This window comes from Streptomyces sp. NPDC028298 (assembly GCF_055565895.1).
In genome coordinates this window covers 661,431-677,390 of record NZ_JBVHTL010000002.1, presented here as the reverse complement: position 1 = coordinate 677,390, position 15,960 = coordinate 661,431, and the positions used below count along the sequence as shown (strand labels likewise).

13 protein-coding genes, 1 other RNA gene and 1 pseudogene are annotated in these 15,960 nt (G+C 73.2%); 9 read left to right on the top strand and 6 right to left on the bottom strand.

What is annotated here, in order from left to right; translation table 11 throughout:
* Window positions 1–5 precede the first annotated feature (5 nt).
* A complete protein-coding gene (locus tag ACZ4TO_RS11530) occupies window positions 6–1,745 on the top strand; it encodes a bifunctional RNase H/acid phosphatase (protein ID WP_468024052.1) in 1,740 nt (579 codons plus the stop codon).
* 33 nt (window positions 1,746–1,778) lie between these two features.
* Here ACZ4TO_RS11530 and ACZ4TO_RS11525 read toward each other — a convergent pair whose 3' ends face one another.
* Window positions 1,779–2,579, bottom strand: coding sequence for a helix-turn-helix domain-containing protein (locus ACZ4TO_RS11525; protein WP_468024051.1), 801 nt, complete (start codon window positions 2,577–2,579; stop codon window positions 1,779–1,781).
* Window positions 2,580–2,694: 115 nt separating this feature from the next.
* Here ACZ4TO_RS11525 and ACZ4TO_RS11520 point away from each other — a divergent pair, with 115 nt between their 5' ends.
* Window positions 2,695–3,750 carry a zinc-dependent alcohol dehydrogenase family protein gene (locus tag ACZ4TO_RS11520; protein WP_382781426.1) on the top strand — a complete coding sequence of 352 codons (1,056 nt, stop codon included), beginning with the start codon at window positions 2,695–2,697 and terminating at the stop codon, window positions 3,748–3,750.
* A gap of 67 nt (window positions 3,751–3,817) precedes the next feature.
* Here the strand turns inward: ACZ4TO_RS11520 and eda are convergent, their stop codons facing one another.
* Together eda and yaaA are read right to left on the bottom strand one after the other, a co-directional pair.
* Window positions 3,818–4,462, bottom strand: coding sequence for a bifunctional 4-hydroxy-2-oxoglutarate aldolase/2-dehydro-3-deoxy-phosphogluconate aldolase (eda, locus tag ACZ4TO_RS11515; RefSeq protein WP_468024050.1), 645 nt, complete (start codon window positions 4,460–4,462; stop codon window positions 3,818–3,820).
* 188 nt (window positions 4,463–4,650) lie between these two features.
* A complete protein-coding gene (gene yaaA, locus ACZ4TO_RS11510) occupies window positions 4,651–5,451 on the bottom strand; it encodes a peroxide stress protein YaaA (RefSeq protein ID WP_468024049.1) in 801 nt (266 codons plus the stop codon).
* Between the two features lie 141 nt (window positions 5,452–5,592).
* Here yaaA and ACZ4TO_RS11505 point away from each other — a divergent pair, with 141 nt between their 5' ends.
* The 5 genes and pseudogenes from ACZ4TO_RS11505 to ACZ4TO_RS11485 all read left to right on the top strand — a co-directional run bounded on the left by ACZ4TO_RS11505 (window position 5,593) and on the right by ACZ4TO_RS11485 (window position 10,628).
* Complete coding sequence (locus tag ACZ4TO_RS11505; RefSeq protein ID WP_468024048.1) at window positions 5,593–7,026, top strand: RNB domain-containing ribonuclease; 1,434 nt, start codon at window positions 5,593–5,595, stop codon at window positions 7,024–7,026.
* A 105-nt stretch (window positions 7,027–7,131) separates the two neighbouring features.
* Window positions 7,132–8,151: a helix-turn-helix domain-containing protein gene (locus ACZ4TO_RS11500; protein ID WP_382781417.1), complete on the top strand. Its 1,020-nt coding sequence runs from the start codon at window positions 7,132–7,134 to the stop codon at window positions 8,149–8,151.
* 14 nt (window positions 8,152–8,165) lie between these two features.
* Window positions 8,166–8,993: pseudogene (locus ACZ4TO_RS11495) on the top strand (DMT family transporter); the annotation flags it as partial.
* Between the two features lie 70 nt (window positions 8,994–9,063).
* Window positions 9,064–9,477: RNase P RNA component class A (gene rnpB / locus ACZ4TO_RS11490), an RNA gene on the top strand.
* A 467-nt stretch (window positions 9,478–9,944) separates the two neighbouring features.
* Window positions 9,945–10,628, top strand: a complete 684-nt coding sequence (locus tag ACZ4TO_RS11485) for a hypothetical protein (RefSeq protein WP_382781415.1) — start codon at window positions 9,945–9,947, stop codon at window positions 10,626–10,628.
* A 19-nt stretch (window positions 10,629–10,647) separates the two neighbouring features.
* Here ACZ4TO_RS11485 and ACZ4TO_RS11480 read toward each other — a convergent pair whose 3' ends face one another.
* The gene (locus ACZ4TO_RS11480; RefSeq protein WP_382781412.1) at window positions 10,648–11,193 is read right to left on the bottom strand and encodes a DoxX family membrane protein; all 546 of its coding nucleotides are present in this window, start codon (window positions 11,191–11,193) and stop codon (window positions 10,648–10,650) included.
* Window positions 11,194–11,323: 130 nt separating this feature from the next.
* On the opposite strand from ACZ4TO_RS11480, the gene ACZ4TO_RS11475 reads away from it, so the two are divergent.
* Entirely contained in the window at window positions 11,324–11,647 is a 324-nt protein-coding gene (locus tag ACZ4TO_RS11475) for a nuclear transport factor 2 family protein (protein ID WP_382781409.1), read from the top strand.
* A 99-nt stretch (window positions 11,648–11,746) separates the two neighbouring features.
* On the opposite strand, the gene ACZ4TO_RS11470 is transcribed toward ACZ4TO_RS11475, so the two are convergent.
* Together ACZ4TO_RS11470 and ACZ4TO_RS11465 are read right to left on the bottom strand one after the other, a co-directional pair.
* Window positions 11,747–12,541 (bottom strand): ABC transporter ATP-binding protein, encoded by a 795-nt coding sequence (locus ACZ4TO_RS11470; protein WP_385042136.1) that lies wholly within the window; start codon window positions 12,539–12,541, stop codon window positions 11,747–11,749.
* A 92-nt stretch (window positions 12,542–12,633) separates the two neighbouring features.
* Window positions 12,634–14,085, bottom strand: a complete 1,452-nt coding sequence (locus ACZ4TO_RS11465; protein ID WP_468024047.1) for an ABC transporter permease — start codon at window positions 14,083–14,085, stop codon at window positions 12,634–12,636.
* A gap of 361 nt (window positions 14,086–14,446) precedes the next feature.
* Here ACZ4TO_RS11465 and ACZ4TO_RS11460 point away from each other — a divergent pair, with 361 nt between their 5' ends.
* Complete coding sequence (locus ACZ4TO_RS11460) at window positions 14,447–15,724, top strand: D-alanyl-D-alanine carboxypeptidase family protein (RefSeq protein ID WP_468024046.1); 1,278 nt, start codon at window positions 14,447–14,449, stop codon at window positions 15,722–15,724.
* Window positions 15,725–15,960: the final 236 nt, after the last annotated feature.

Below are 15,960 nucleotides of genomic sequence, written 5' to 3'. Positions count from 1 at the left end.
CGTCCGTGCGGGAGTTCATCGTCGAGGCCGACGGAGGTTCCCGGGGCAACCCGGGGCCCGCGGGCTACGGCTCCGTGGTGATCGACGCGGCCACCGGGGAGACGCTGGCGGAGCGCGCCGAGTACATCGGCGTCGCCACCAACAACGTCGCCGAGTACCGGGGCCTCGTCGCGGGTCTGGAGGCGGCCCGCGACCTCGACGCGACCGCGCGGGTCAGGGTCCGGATGGACTCCAAGCTCGTCGTGGAGCAGATGTCCGGGCGCTGGAAGATCAAGCACCCGGACATGAAGCCGCTGGCGGCACGGGCGGCCGCGGTCCTCCCGGGCTCCCAGGTCACGTACGAGTGGATGCCGCGCGAACGCAACAAGCACGCGGACCGTCTGGCCAACGAGGCGATGGACGCCGGCAAGCGCGGCGAGGCCTGGTCCCCGTCCGCGTCGACCGCCGAACTGAACGCCCGCGCGGCCCGCGCCGCGGCACCCGACCCGACGGGCCCACCCGGCGACGCGACAGCGGGCGCGGCAAGGGCCCGAGCGGCCCTGAAGGAATCCCGCGAAGGAGAAACACCCCACAAGGCGACGGGGGCAGCACCCCGCGAGGAACTGCACGCCCAGCCCGCGACGGGCGATACCCGGCCGACGGCGCCGGGTGGCACGCACGTGCCCCGCGAGGGGCGCGAGGAACTGCGCGCCCAGCCCCCGTCGGGAGGCACCCGGCCGACGGCCACAGGCGGCACCCCGTCGTCCGGCGGCGAAGCCGCGATCCCGGCGGCGGGGGCAGCGCCCCTTGAGGGGCGCGAGGAACTGCGCGACCAGCCCCCGGCGGGCGGCACCCGGCCGACGGCCACAGGCAGCACCCCGTCGTCCGGCGGCGAAGCCGCGATCCCGGCGGCAGGGGCAGCGCCCCGTCAGGGGCGCGGGGAACTGCGCGACCAGCCCCCGGCGGGCGGCACCCGGCCGACGGCCACAGGCGGCACCCCGTCGACCGGCGGCGAAGCCGGCAAGGCGCCCGCAGGGCCGGGAGCCCCCGGCCGAGCCGGAAAGCCCGGTGACGACGAGCGCGCCGCGAGAAACGTGGCCGCCACCACGCCCACCGCAGGCTGGAGCGCCCCGCCGGACATGGGCGCCCCCGCCACCTTCGTCCTGCTCCGCCACGGCGAGACCCCCCTGACCCCGCAGAAGCGGTTCTCGGGCAGCGGCGGCACCGACCCGTCCCTGTCCGCCGCGGGCCGCGAACAGGCGGAGCGCGTCGCCGCGGCACTGGCGGCACGCGGCACCATCCAGGCCGTCGTGGCCTCCCCGCTGGCCCGCACCCGCGAGACCGCGGCCGCCGTCGCCGCCCGGCTCGGCCTCGACGTCGTCATCGAGGACGGCCTGCGCGAGACGGACTTCGGCGCCTGGGAGGGGCTGACCTTCGGCGAGGTGCGCGAACGCCACCCGGACGACCTGAACGCCTGGCTCGCCTCCCCGGAGGCCGAACCGACCGGCGGCGGCGAGAGCTTCGCCGCGACGGCGCTGCGCATGGCGGCCACCCGCGACAAGCTGATCGCCGCCTACGCCGGCCGCACGGTCCTGCTCGTCACGCACGTCACGCCGATCAAGACCCTCGTACGACTGGCCCTCGGCGCCCCGCCGGAGTCCCTGTTCCGGATGGAACTGTCGGCGGCGTCGCTGTCGGCGGTGGCGTACTACGGGGACGGCAACGCGAGCGTCCGCCTGTTCAACGACACCTCGCACCTGCGCTGACCACCGCGCCGCCCCCGGCGCCGCACGGCGGCCTCATCCCCGCCGCGCGGCACGGTCGCGGAGGATCCCCGCCGTCTCCGGGTCCGCCGGGAGGAACGCCTCCAGATGGAGTTCGGCGAGCGTGACGTCCACCGCGGTGGCGAACGACGTCAGCGTCGTGAGCAGCCTCAACTCGCCCTCCGGGCACCGCAGTCGCAGCGGTACGGCGAAGCCGAGATAGTCCGCGCCCGGCTCGCTCTCCGGCACGTACGCCGCCAACTCCCCGACCAGCGCGTCGAGACGGGGGTCGGGGCTGCGCAGGGCGCGGGCCCGCAGGTTCTCCACGATGTGCCGCCCCCACGCGTCCAGGTTCACCACCCGTGCCGCCATCCCGCGCGGATGAAGGGCCAACCGCAGGACGTTCACCGGCGGTTCCAGCAGCACGGGATCGGCACCTTCCGACAGGACGTCGAACGCGGCGTTGGCGGCGACGAGTTCACCCCGCGGCCCCGCCACCACCGCCGGATACGGCAGATGCCCTTCGAGGATGCTGTCCAGCGCCTCGCGTACGGGCTTGAGCGCGGCCGCGTCCAGCGGCGACTCGGCGAACGCGGGAGCGTAACCGGCCGCCAGGAGCAGCGCGTTGCGCTCCCGCAGGGTCAGGCCCAGCGACTCGGCGAGCCGGATCACGATCTCCCTGCCGGGGACCGATCGCCCGCGCTCGATGAAACTGACGTACCGCTGGGTCGTGCCCGCCCGGGAGGCGAGCTCCAGTTGGCTCACCCTGCGCGCGTGCCGCCAGCGCAGCAGCTCCCGGGCGAAGGGCGGGGGCTGGGTGGAGATACCGGTCGTCATGCGATCAGTTGTACGTCACCGCCACGACAGCGGCACGGCGGCACTCGTCGTGCCGCGCCCGGAACGCCTCGTCATACCTTGCCGGGAATTGAGCGGGATCTCCGGTGCGAACAGCATGGACGCATCCACGCAGGAGCCCACCCAGGGAGCGGACATGCGCGCCTACCACCTCGAAACGCTCGGCACCGTCGACGGGATCGTGCCGCGGGAGTCGCCCCGCCCCGAACCGGGGCCCCGGGACATCCTCGTCCGGGTGCGTGCCGTCTCCCTCAACAAGCGCGACCTGCTGCTCCTGAAGGGGGCTTACCCGCTGAAGGCCGTGCCGGACGTGATCCCGCTGAGCGACGGCGCCGGGGAGGTCGTCGCGGTCGGGGCGGAGGTGACCCGGTTCGCGGTGGGCGACCGGGTGGCCGGCACGTACTTCCCGAACTGGCCGGACGGCCGGATCACCCCGGACCGGTTCGACCAGCCCGGCGCCACCCTCGACGGCATGCTGACCGAGTACGCCCGCCTGGACCAGGCGGCCGCCGTACGCGTTCCCGGCCATCTGACCTGGGAGGAAGCGGCCTGTCTGCCCTGTGCCGGGGTGACCGCCTGGCACAGCCTGACCGGCGGCGAGCCCGTCACCCCCGGCCAGACCGTACTCACCCTCGGCACCGGCGCGCTGTCCCTGTTCGTCGTGCAGTTCGCCAAGACGCTGGGCGCCGAGGTGATCGCGACGACATCGAGCGGGGCCAGGGCGGACCGCCTCAAGGCACTCGGCGCGGACCACGTCGTCGACTACGTACGGAACCCCGAATGGGGGCGCGCGGTGAGGGAGTTGACCGGTGGTCGCGGCGCCGACCTCATCGTGGAGACCAACGGGCCCGACACCATCGAGCAGTCGATGCGCGCCGCCGCGCTCTACGGCCAGATCGTGCTGCTGGCCACCGGCAACGGGCGCGGGTCCGGGATCGGGATCTCCAACGCCGCGTACGCGGCGAGTCTGGCCACGATCCGCCGGGTCTTCGTCGGCAGCCGCGCGCACTTCGAGTCGATGAACAGGGCCCTGGAACTGCACGGCATCCGCCCGGTCGTGGACCGGGTCCTCGGCTTCGACGAGGTGGGGGAGGCGTTCCGCTACTACGAGAGCGGCACGGCCTTCGGCAAGGTGGTGATCCGCGTGAGCTGAGCCGGGCGGGGCGTTCGGCGCGACCACCGGCACCCGGGGTGCGAGCACCGGCGCCCTCGGGCGGCGACTACCGGCGCAGCGCCGAGGCCGCCCGGGCCAGGTCCTCCACCCGGCGCCAGTCCCGCGCGGCGACCGCGTCGACGGGGAGCATCCAACTGCCGCCCACACAGCCGACGTTGGAGAGCGCCAGGTAGTCCGGCGCGCTGTCGGCGCCGATGCCGCCCGTCGGGCAGAACCGGGCCTGGGGGAGCGGTCCCGCCAGTGACTTCAGGTAGGCCGTGCCGCCCGCGGCCTGCGCGGGGAAGAACTTCATCTCACGCACCCCCCGCTCCAGCAGCGCCACCACCTCGGTGGTCGTGGACACCCCGGGCAGGAAGGGGAGTCCGGACGCCTTCATCGCGTCCAGCAGTCCGTCCGTCCAGCCGGGGCTGACCAGGAAGCGGGCGCCGGCCGCCACCGACTCCGTCACGTGCTCCGGCGTCAGGACCGTGCCCGCGCCCACCACCGCGTCGGGCACCTCGGCCGCGATGGCCCGGATCGCGTCGAGCGCCGCCGGGGTCCGCAGGGTCACCTCGATGGCGGGCAGCCCGCCGGCGACCAGCGCCCGCGCCAGCGGCACCGCGTCGGAGACGTCCGCGACCACGACGACGGGGACGACGGGCGCGAGATCCAGGACGGAGGCGTGCGAAGGCGAGGGCGACGACGAAGTCATGCCCTCATCCTGCCCGGGGTGTGCAGCATGCGCAAAGGTCGTTGCACATGCTGCAACGTGATTGCGGAGGCCCTCGCCGGGCACCCCTCGGCGGGGGCCTCTCGACGGGGGGCACCCCTCAGCGAATGCCGATCAGTGAAGCCCGATCAGCGGATCCCGATCAGGGGAGCCCGATCAGCAGAGCCCTGTCAGTGGATCTCCCGTACCACCACGTCGAGGGCCCACGACCGGCCCGCCCTGGCGGGAGCCTCCGCCTCCACCGTGTGGCCGAGGTCGCGCAGGGCCTCCACCAGCTCCGCCGGGTTCTTCGGCGCGGCGTTCGCGGTCAGCAGGCTGCGGACGATCCGGCCCTTGGTCGCCTTGTTGAAGTGGCTGACGACGGAACGCTTCTCGACGCCGTTCACCAGGTGCGCGTGCAGCACCCGCACGGTCGCCGTCCGCCCGGCCACCTCGCCCTGGGGCTTCCACGCCGTGGCGTACGCCGAGGACCGCAGGTCCAGCACGAGTCCGTCGCCCGCGGCTTCGGGGAGCGCGGCGGCCATCGCCGTACGCCAGTGCGTGCCCAGCGCTCCGAGGCCCGGCAGCTTCACTCCCATCGAGCAGCGGTACGAGGGGATGCGGTCGGTGACCCGTACCGCGCCCCACAGTCCGGAGAAGACGAGCAGCGAACGGCCCGCGCGCCGCTTGGCGGCCGTGTCCAGCGAGGCCAGGTCCAGGGCGTCGTACAGGACCCCCGTGTAGATCTCCCCGGCCGGGCGGGTGCCCGCGGTCCGCAGCTCCGTGTTCTTCGCGATCTCGCCCCGCAGGCCCTCGCTCAGCCCGAGCACCTCGCGGGCCTTGTCCTCGTCGGCCACGCACAGCTCGACCAGCTCGTCGAGGACCGCCCGACGTGCCTCCGCGAGCGCCGGCAGGGACAGCGACTCCGGCTTGAGCGCGGTTCCCCGGCCGGAGGGTGCCTTGCCCTCGGAGGGCGGCAGCAGCACGAGCACGCTTGGTTCTCCTCACACTGAAAACAGACCTCCGCCAGCCTACGGCGTAGCCCCGACCCCCCTTCCCGCCAGTCCACCGGTCCCCCTCGCCCGGAGGGCGCCCCGCGTGCTCAACCCCCGCCCCCGGCCTACGCTCGACCCATGCCCCGCCGTCACGTCCGTGTCACCGGTGCCCCGCAGGCCCCGCTGCGAGCCGCTCTCCGCGCGCTGCGGACCGAGCTCGGCGTTCCCGGGAGTTTCCCGGCCGACGTCCTCGCGGAGGCGGGCCGGCCGGCCCGCCTGCCCGCGTACGACGCGACGGACATCCCCCTCTTCACCATCGACCCGCCGTCCTCCGAGGACCTCGACCAGGCGATGCACCTCTCGCGCCGCGAGCGGGGCGGCTACCGCGTCCAGTACGCCATCGCCGACGTCGGCGCCTTCGTGGCGCCCGGCGGAGCCCTGGACGCCGAGGCGCACCGGCGCGTGATGACGCTCTACTTCCCCGACGGAAAGATCCCCCTCCACCCGCCCGCCCTCTCCGAGGGCGTCGCGAGCCTCCTCCCGAACCAGACCTGCCCGGCCGTCCTGTGGACGATCGACCTCGGCCCGGACGGCCGTACGGAGATCGTCGACGTCCGCCGCGCCCTGGTCCGCAGCCGCGCCAAGCTCGACTACGCGACCGTGCAGCACCGGATCGACGAGGGCACGGCGGAGGAACCCCTCACCCTGCTCAAGGAGGTCGGCGAACTGCGCGAGGCACTGGAGACCGAGCGCGGCGGCATCTCACTGAACGTGCCCGAGCAGGAGATCGTCGAGAAGGACGGGACCTACGAACTCGCCTACCGCGCCCCGCTGCCCGCCGACGCCTGGAACGCGCAGATCTCCCTGCTCACCGGGATGGCGGCGGCCGAGCTGATGCTCGACCACGGCACCGGAGTGCTGCGGACCCTGCCCGCCGCGCCCGACGGGGCGGTCGGACGGCTGCGCCGGACCGCGCGCGCCCTGCGCATCGACTGGCCGCACCACGTCTCGTACGCGCAGCTCGTCCGCTCCCTGGACCCGCACCTGCCGCACCACGCCGCCTTCCTCCAGGAGTGCACGACCCTGCTGCGCGGCGCCGGGTACACCGTCTTCCGGGACGGGGCGCTGCCCGAGGTCACCGCGCACGCCGCCGTCGCCGCGCCCTACGCCCACTGCACGGCCCCGCTGCGCCGGCTCGTCGACCGCTACGCCTCGGAGATCTGCCTCTCGGCGGCCGCCGGTCTGCCGACCCCGGAGTGGGTCCTCGCGGCACTCGACGCCCTGCCCAAGGAGATGGCCGAGGGCAGCAGACGCGCCGGGACCGTCGAGCGCGAGTGCGTCGACATCGTGGAGGCCGCGCTCCTCAAGGACCGCGTCGGCGACCTGTTCGAAGCCTGTGTGGTGGACGTACAGGATCACGACCCCACGGTCGGGACCGTGCAACTGGAGTCCCCGGCGGTCTTCGCCCGGATCTCCGGCGGCACGACGGAACTGCCGCTGGGCGAACGCCTGCGGGTCCGGCTCGCCGAGGCGGACCCCGGGACGGCGAAGGCGCGGTTCGAACCCGCCTGATCCCGGGGGCGGCCCCGGCATGGAAACGGGGGACGCGGGCGTTGCTCCCGTAGAGCGAAGGCGGTGGAACGCGACCGGTCACGGTCGCGAGGGGGAGGGACGGACATGACCGCACGGGGACAGGCGGCGACGACCGGGGCCGCGCGACGCCCGCCGACGGCGGCAGCGGCGACGACCGGGACCACGCGGCGCCCGCCGACGGCCGTGGCGGCGACCGCCGCGGCCCGGGGGACGACCACACAGGCACCGCGGTCTCCGCGGCACCCCGTGAAAGAGGAGGCCCGCTGGACCCGGGCCACCCTCGGCCGGGACGGCCGGCCCCTGGACCTGCTCACCGCGCGCTTCGACCGGCACCGCTACGCCCCGCACACCCACGACGAGTTCACCATCGGCGTCAGCGTCGGCGGCTCGGAGCTCATCGGCTACCGCGGCGGCCACATCAGGACCGGACCGGGGTCCATCGTCGTGCTGGCCCCCGGCGAGACCCACACCGGCGGCCCCGCCGCCTGCGACGGCTACGCCTACCGGGCCCTGTACGCGGAGCCGTCCCTGCTCACCGAGGGCGCCGTCGGCGGCCTCCCGCACTTCCGGGAACCGCTGCTCGACGACCCCGAACTCGCCGCAGCCCTGCGCGCCGCGCACGCCGAACTGAGCGCCTGCCCGGACCCGTTGGAGGCCGAGTCCCGCCTGCCGTGGCTGCTCGCCGCACTGACCCGGCGGCACTCCACGGCCCGCCCCGAACGCGACGAGATACCCGGCGCGGCGCGCATAGCCGACGCCGTACGGGACCGCCTGGCCGGCGAACTCCAGGCCCCGCCCTCCCTCGCCTCCCTCGCCGGCGACCTGGGCCTGTCCCGCTACCAGCTCCTGCGCGCCTTCCGTACGACGACGGGCATACCGCCGTACGCCTGGCTGGCCCAGTACCGGGTGAACCGGGCCCGCCGGCTCCTGGAGTCCGGACTGCGCCCCGCCGAGGTCGCCGCCCTCGTGGGCTTCGCCGACCAGGCGCATCTGACCCGCTGGTTCCGCCGCGTGCTGGGCGTGACCCCGGCGGCGTACCGGGCGAGCGTCCTCACGCCCCCGGCCGCGGCGCAACAGCGTTCAAGACCCGCCGCGGGGCGGTGACCGAGACTGCCCGTATGACTGCACGCGGCTGGTTTCTGTTCTCCCTGATGGGAGTGATCTGGGGCATCCCCTATCTGATGATCAAGGTGGCGGTGGACGAGGTGTCCCCGTCGGTGGTGGTGTTCACGCGCTGCGCGGTCGGCGCCGCGCTGCTGCTCCCCTTCGCGATCCGGCAGGGCGGCCTGGCCGGCACCGTACGGGCCCACTGGCGCCCCATGCTGGCCTTCGCGGTCATCGAGATCATGGTCCCCTGGTGGACGCTCACGGACGCCGAACGCCATCTGTCCAGCTCCACCGCGGGCCTGCTGATCGCCGGAGTGCCGATCGTCGGCGTCGTCGCGGCCCGCTCCTTCGGCGACACGGAACGGCTCGGCGCCCGCCGCGTCACGGGCCTCGCCCTCGGCCTCGCCGGCGTCGCGGTCCTCACCGCACCGCATCTGACCGGCGGCGACGCCCGGTCCCTCGTCGAGGTGCTGCTCACGGTCGTCGGCTACGCCACCGCGCCGCTCATCGTCGCCCGCCGCCTCAAGGACGTGCCCTCGCTGCATCTGACGGCCCCCTGCCTGGCCTTGGCGGCGCTGGTCTACGCCCCCGCGGCGGCCTTCACCCGGCCCGAGGCGATACCTTCCGGACAGGTCCTGGCCGCCCTCGCGGGCCTCGGCGTCATCTGCACGGCCGTCGCCTTCGTGGCCTTCCTGGAACTGATCAAGGAGGCGGGCCCGACCCGGGCGACGGTGATCACGTACGTCAATCCGGCGGTCGCGGTCGCCGCGGGCGCCCTCTTCCTGCACGAACACCTGACCGCCGGGATCCTCGCCGCCTTCGCCCTCATCCTGGCGGGCTCCGTCCTGGCCACCGCGACCGCCGGTCCCCGGCGCCCCGTCCGCCCGGTACCATGGTCGGCACGGCAGACGAGCCGGGCGGACGGCCGCGTGGAGGTCCTTGCGGACCTTCCCGAGGAACGTCCGGGCTCCACAGGGCAGGGTGGTGGCTAACGGCCACCCGGGGTGACCCGCGGGACAGTGCCACAGAAAGCAGACCGCCGCGAACTCCGGTTCGCGGTAAGGGTGAAACGGTGGTGTAAGAGACCACCAGCGCCTGAGGCGACTCAGGCGGCTAGGTAAACCCCACCCGGAGCAAGGTCAAGAGGAGCCGCTCTCCCGCGAGGGAAGGCGGTTCTGCGCGGACGTTCGAGGGCTGCCCGCCCGAGTCCGCGGGTAGACCGCACGAGGCCGGCGGCAACGTCGGCCCTAGATGGATGGCCGTCTCCCCGGCCGCCGCGAGGCGACCGGGCGACAGAACCCGGCGTACAGCCCGACTCGTCTGCCGTTCCAGCCCTGACCAGGTGAACGACCTGGCCGGGGCCTTTTGGTGTCGAGGTTCCCCCGACCGCGGTGCGTTGGTGCCGTGCCCCGCGTTCCCGAAGGCGATGCCATGACCCGCGGTGCCCGAAACGGGGGGGCGCCGGCGGGCGCGCGACGAGGGCGCGTGCTCGAACCGGGTGCCCTCCGAATGCCTCGCGCTTCCGTGCCGACAACAGGAACTGCGTACTTGAGGCATATCTGCCCGCGCGCTCCCTACTGTGGTTGCGGTTGTGAGGTCGAGGAACTGCCGAGCGCGCTGTGCTGCCAGGGGGACACGTGAACTCGGTGGGCCGAGGACGCCTCCATACCCATCGCACACGGCCGGCGTCCTCCGTCGTTCTCCCTCCGCGTACCTCGAACAAGGTCTGAGGGGACGCGACGACGTCGGCTCCCGGCCCGGCCGGAACGATCGACACACAGGGGGCGGGAATGGATCTCACCAAACAGGAACGGCGTGCTCGGCGCCGGTTCGGCGTCATTCCGAAGTGGTTCGAGCTGCTGTGCATCTGTGCCGCCACCGTCGCGGCGGGGTTCTTCGGCGGGCGGCAGACGGTCGTCCAGGCGGACACCCCGAAGCCGGAGGTGACCGTCACGGCGACGGCGACGGTCACCGCGACGCCCGCGTCCGACCCGACCGCGGAGGCCACCCCGGAGCCCGGGGACACCGGGCAGCAGTCGTCGGGCGCGGAGTCACCCGCGCCCGGTTCCTCCGTCTACCTCGCGGAGCGGGACGTGATCGACGGTGACGGTGGCGCGACGGTCGAGCCCGTGACCATGGGCGGAGCGCACTACGCTAAGAGTGTCCGGCTCGGATGCACCAGCGCCGGCGGGAGCGCCGTCTACAGCACCAGCGGCTACAAGCGGCTGAGCGCGAAGGTGGGAATCCTGGCCGACTCGCCCAACGCGATCGGATCACTGGGTTCGATCCAGGTCAGCAACGCGGCGGGCAACCCGATCGGCAAGCCGCTGTCCTTCCGCTCCAGCGATGCCCAGGACCTCTCGGTGGACATCTCCGGACAGGACCAGATCCGCATCACCTGCGTGATGACCAAGTCCGGAGAGGAGTCGGCAAGCTACTTCTACGGCGGCCTGGGCGACGCGGCCCTGTCCTGACACGCCGTCTCACGTGCCGCTACTCCTCGAACAGGGCCTCCTGCTTGCCCTCCCGTGCCACGCGCACCCGTCTGTTCCGGACGCCCACGACGACCGCGGTGACCGCGGCCGTCGTGCCCAGGGCGACCGGCACCATCCAGCCCCGGTTCACCGTGTGGCCCATCAGATGGTCGAGCGACAGCCGGCCCGGGCCCGCCACCGCCAGGCCCGCCGCCGCGAGGCCGAGCGAGGCCGTGTACTCGTAGCCGCCGCTCTGCGCGAAGAACCCGTTCGGTACGTGCACGGCCGCCGCGCCCGCCATCGCGCCGGCCGCCGCGGCACCGGCCGCGGGCGTGGCGAGGCCCAGCATCAGCAGGGTGCCGCCGCCCGCCTCCGCGAGGCCGGCGGCCCTGGCGCTCGCCTCTCCGGGCGCGTACCCCATGGCCTCCATGGCCTGCCCGGTGCCCTCGATGCCGCCGCCGCCGAACCATCCGAACAGCTTCTGCGCTCCGTGCGCGGCCAGTACGCCGCCGGTGCTCAGACGGATCAGCAGCAGCCCCAGATCACGCCGGTCGATACAGGTCACGGTGACTCCCAGTCCAGACGGCGGCAGCGGTTTGCCCGGGTGTCCACCGTCGCACCGATCGGCGCGGCCCGGCGGCCCCGGGCGGCCGTTCGGGTGGCGGGTGCGGGGAGCCGGTGTGAGGGTGACTCCCATGACCATTCAGCCGACGCGCCTCAGCGACCCGGTCGTCCGGGCGTTCGTCACCGCCGTGAACGCCCATGACCGGGACGCGTTCGAGGCCCTTCTCGCACCGGGCGCCACCATGTCGGACGACGGCTCCGACCGGGACCTCGCCGACTGGACCGACCGGGAGATCTTCTCCTCGCGCGGCCACATGGAGGTCGACAACGAGTCCGACGCGGGCCGTTCCCTCCTCGTGCGGTACCGCAACGACACCTGGGGCGAGATGAAGACCAGGTGGAGCTTCACCGTCGACGGCGGCAGGATCAGCCGCTTCGAGACCGGCCAGGCGTGAACGCCGACGGGCCGCGCACCGAGGTCCGGTGCGCGGCCCGTTCGGCGCGGGGAGCGTGGAGCGGGGAGTGGCCGCGGGAGGCCGTGGCCGCCGCGCGGCTCAGTGGCCCTGGGCGGCCCCGTACTGTTCCTGCGCGTACTGCGCCTGGGCGTACTCCTGCGGCGTGAACTGCCGCTGCGGGGCCGGGTGTCCGGCCCGCTCGGTGACGGCCCGGCGGGCACCCTGCTCGGTCAGCGTGATCTGCCCCGCCTTGATGGTCGCGAGGCGCGGCGCGCGGCGGGCGATCGACGAGTCGTGGGTGACCATGACGAACGTCAGCCCGTACTCGTGCCACAGCCCTTCGAGCAGGCCCATGATGTCGTCGCGGGTGCCCTCGTCGAGGTTGCCGGTCGGCTCGTCGGCGAGCAGCACCTTCGGCTTCTTGACCAGGGCCCGGGCGATGGCCACGCGCTGCTGCTGACCGCCCGACAGCTCGGTGGGGACGTGCGTGAGCCGTTCGCCGAGACCGACCGAGCGCAGCGCCTCCGCGGCACGCTCGCGCCGCTCGGCGGGCTTGACCCCGAGGGGTACGAGGGCGGTCTCGACGTTCTCCTGCGCGGTCAGCGTCGGGATGAGGTTGAAGGACTGGAAGATGATGCCGATCTTCTCGGCCCGCAGCCGGGTCAGCTTGGCCTCGCTGATGCCGCCGAGGTCCACGCCGTCCAGCTCGACCGAACCGGAGGTCGGCCGGTCGAGCCCGCCGATCATCTGGAGCAGCGTCGACTTGCCGCCGCCCGTGGGGCCCTGGATGACGAGCTGGTCGCCGTCCTCGATGGTGAGGTCGACGCCTCGCAGCGCCTCGACCGTGTCCTTGCCCCGTGTGTAGCGCTTGGTGACGCCGGTGAGCTTGTACATGAGGGTTCTCCGAGGATGAAGGGGGTGGGGCGCCGCGGCCCGGGGGGAGTGGACGCGGCGCCCCGACTCGTGGGGTGTGCCCGGGGGGTGGGTCAGGAGACGCTGCGGAGCGCGTCCGCCGGGCGCATCCGGGAGGCGCGCCAGCCGCCCATCGCGCCGGCGATCAGACCGCCGGTGACGGCGAGGCCCACGGCCAGCGCGATGGTGGTCACCGACACCGGCGCGGACAGCGCGATGTCGACGGTGTTCTTGGCCGCGGAGGCCGCCGCGCCGGGACCGCCGCCGCCGGGGCCGCCCGGGCCGCCGGTGGAGCCGGTCGAGCCGAGTTCGGCCGTCAGCTTCGGGCTGATCGCGGTCACGGTGTAGGCCGCGGCGAGGCCGAGGGCGATACCGAGGGCGCCGCCGAGCAGGCCGTTCACGATCGACTCGCCGACGACCTGGCGGGTGACCTTGCGGGACGGCCAGCCGAGCGCCTTCAGCGTGCCGAACTCACGCACCCGGCGGGAGACGGCGGAGGAGGTGAGGAGCGCGGCGACCAGGAACGCGGCGACCAGGACCGCGATGGACAGCCACTTGCCGACGCTCGTGGCGAGGTTCGAGGCGGTGGACAGCGAGCCGGAGACGGTGTCCGCGAGGTCGGCGGAGGTGGTGACCGTCGTCCCGGAGATGTTCTTCTGGATGGTCGACTTGACCGTGGCGATCTGCTTCGAGTCGGTCGCCTTGACGTAGATCGTGGTGACCTTGTTCTTGGCGTCGCCGAGCGTCTGGGCCTGCTTCAGCGGCAGGTAGACGTCGGTGGTCGACTCGCTGCTGTCGGGCGTCGCGATGCCGATGACCTTGTACTTCTTGCCGGAGATCTTGAGGGTCGAACCGACCTTGTACTTGTTCTCCTTGGCGTACGACTTGCTGATCACCGCGACCTTCGCGGAGCTCTGCGCGGCCGTGAACGTGCTGCCCGTGGTGATCTTCGAGGTGGCCAGCGGGCCGAGTGCCTGGTGGCTCACGTCGACGCCGGCGACCGAGTAGGAGTTCACGTCGAAGGAGGCGCCGCCGCCCTGGACCTGGGGCATACCGGTGCTGCCGCCCTGGCCGCCGGGGCCGCCCTGGTTCGACGTCGAGGACTTCGCCTTGCCCTGGGTGAACGAGCCGTCGACCTTGACGACGTTCAGGCTGAGCGAGCCGACCGCGCTCGACACGCCCTTCTGCGCGGCCACTTCGGTGACCAGCGAGGACTTCAGCGTCTGTCCGCCCTGGGTCATCACCCGGTCCGAGCTCTGCGACGTGGAGCTGTCCGACTTGGCGTCGAAGTTGAACTTCGGGCGGCCGGAGGAGTTGGCGGACGGCGCCGCCTGCGCCTTGGTGACGGTCATGTCCGTGCCGAGCCCGTACAGCGACTTCAGGACTTTCTCCTGAGCCTGCTGCATGCCGGCCGACACCGAGTTGACGGTGATGACCAGCGCGATACCGAGCGCCAGACCCATGGCGATCACCAGCGCCGCCTTCTTGCGCCGGCTCAGCTCACGCTTGAGATAGATGCCAAACATCCCGTTCCTCAAAGGTTCTTGGCGCCCCCCTGTGGGCGCAGTCACAAGCTAGGGAGGAACCTTTGCGCCGGGCTGAGCGAGGGATGTGTGAGGCCTGAGAATCGGCACGCGGGAATCAATATTGGGTCAGACAGTCCATTCCCAGGCTTTCGAGGGCTCTTTGCCAGGAAACGCCTGTTGACTGGCCCGGAGACGGGCTTTCGGGCGCCCGCCCGCGCGCGTCGGGGGAGGGGAGCGCCCGCGGGTGCCGGCGGGCGGCCGTGTTCTCGCGTGGCTTGTTTACCGCCGCTTTGGAAGCGCCGGTGCTTTTCTTTGTCACCCCGCTGTCGGGCTTCCCGGACGGACTTTGTACGGTCCCGGGATGCGTGATTCTTCCGGGCTCTCCCGCCGTGCCGCTCTCGGCCTCGCCGCAGCCGTCCCCTTCGCCGCCGCGACGGCCGCGACCGCGTACGCCACGACGACGATCGGCGGGGAGCGGCTGGCCCGTGCCGGGATACAGGTGAGCGGCGCGTCGGGACTGCCCGAGCACCTCACGGCCCGCTCCTGGCTGGTCGCCGACCTCACCACGGGCGAGGTGCTCGCCGCGTACAACGCCCACCGGCGCCTCGCGCCCGCCTCCACCCTGAAGATGCTGTTCGCGGACACGGTCCTGAAGAAGTTCGAGCGCGCCCGGACGTACAAGGTGGTCGACGCCGACATAGCCGACGTCCCCGCGGGCTCCAGCCTCGTCGGGATCAAGCCCGGCATCACCTACACCGTCGAGCAGTTGTGGCAGGGCGTGTTCCTGCGCTCCGGCAACGACGCGGTGCACGTGCTCAGCCACATGAACGGCGGCATCGAGGCCACCGTCGCCGAGATGCAGGCGCTCGCGAAGGACCTCCAGGCCCTCGACACCCACGTGGTCAGCCCCGACGGCTTCGACCACAAGGGCCAGCTCTCCTCCGCGTACGACCTGACGCTCTTCGCCCGGCACGGGCTCGCGGACGCCGACTTCCGCGGCTACTGCTCGACGAGGACCGCAGACTTCCCCGCCGGCGGCAAGAAGACCTTCCAGATACAGAACACCGACCGCCTGCTGACGGGCGCGTGGGGCATGAAGCCGTACGAGGGTCTGATCGGGGTGAAGAACGGCTACACCAGTCACGCAGGCAACACCTTCACCGGCGCGGCGACCCGCGACGGACGGACCCTGCTCGTCACGGTGATGCACCCCAAGAGCGGCGGCAACGGTGTCTACGAGGAGACGGCGCGGCTCCTCGACTGGGGGTTCGGCAAGGGAGCGAACGCCGAGCCGGTCGGGACGCTGGTCGATCCGCTCAGCGCGGGCGGCGCGAGCGCGAAGCCCACGCGCAAGGCGGCGAAGGCGGCGGCGGGCGCTCCGGCTGCGGCCGCCTCCGGGCAGGACGGCGGCGCGCCGTGGGGGCTGATCGGCGGGGCCGGGGCGGCGGTGGCGCTCCTCGCGGGCGGCGCGCTCGCGCTGCGCGCCCGCGCGCGCCGGTCGGCCGGGGAGCGGGCGGCGGAGCCGGCCCGGGAGACGGCCGGGGGTCCGGCGCGGGAGACGGGTGCGGCTGCGGTCGTGGAGACGGCTGCGGATCCGGCCGTGGAGTCGGCCGAGGCGGACGGCGGCGGCCGGGACTGACGACGGGGGCAGCCGCTCCGCGGTCCGGTGCGCGCCTCGCGGTCCCGCGCGAGGTCGGCCCCCACCCGGGCGGCGGAGCGGCTGCCACCTCCCCCTCGGAGTGGACCGTGGTCTACCGAAGCCGTGTGCTCCAACTGTGAAGCCCTGATGGGGAGATGACGAGCATAAGCGCACCAACGGCTTATATGGTCCGGAGAGTCAGCTTCCGTATGTGTGGATTGCGGCGTTTGCCATTC